1 pseudogene is annotated in these 858 nt (G+C 40.3%); it reads left to right on the top strand.

Going from position 1 to position 858, the window contains the following annotated elements:
• Positions 1–858, top strand: a pseudogene (locus AA089_RS25325) (CUB protein); the annotation flags it as partial.

Consider the following 858-nt stretch of genomic DNA (forward strand, 5'->3'; position numbering starts at 1 on the left):
TTTCTGATTTTAATCTGACTGAAGCCAATTCATTGCTTTCAAGTGATTTTGCAAACGAAACATTTACCTACTTTATCAATCTCACTGATGCGCAGAACAATACCAATCCTATTGTTGATCCAACTGCCTTTGCTAGTACAAATGGCGGATTGGTCTATGTACGTATAGAAACCGTTAATGGCTGTTTCAGAATTGGAGAAGTAAATCTATCAGTGGCAACTACGCAGATTCCTGCTTCGTTTCAAATTGATTTCGAAGTCTGTGATGACGATCTTATTGATGGCGATAATACCAACGGTGTTGCAACCTTTGACTTTAGTGCAGCTGATGCGCAAATCAACGCGCTTTTCCCTGCCACAGGACAAACACTGACCATTACCTATTATGAAAACTTTGCCGATGCGTTAGCGGAACAAAACGCAATTCCTGACATTAGCAATCATCGCAATGATGCTTCGCCAAACATCCAGAATATTGTCGTTCGTGTCGATAGTGATGTGGACAATGCATGTTTGGGTCTTGGAGAGCATATCAGGCTTACCGTAAATCCATTGCCTACTCAAAACACCATTACCGATTATGTCGTTTGTAACGATGATCCTACTCAGTTTGACTTTGATCTGACCACAAAAGATACCGAAGTTATCAATGGACAGTCGGATATTGTCGTTTCCTATCATGAAACACTTGCTGATGCAGAGCTAAACATGAACGCCATTCCAAGTCCGTACACTTCGTTTCCAAGGACCATTTTTGTACGTGCTGAAAATACAACTACAGGTTGTGTCAATACTACTATGGAGTTTGATTTGATTATCAATGAAAACCCGATTGCCAATACACCTGATGATCTAAATA

The organism is Kordia jejudonensis, from assembly GCF_001005315.1.
In the GTDB taxonomy this organism is placed as follows: domain Bacteria; phylum Bacteroidota; class Bacteroidia; order Flavobacteriales; family Flavobacteriaceae; genus Kordia; species Kordia jejudonensis.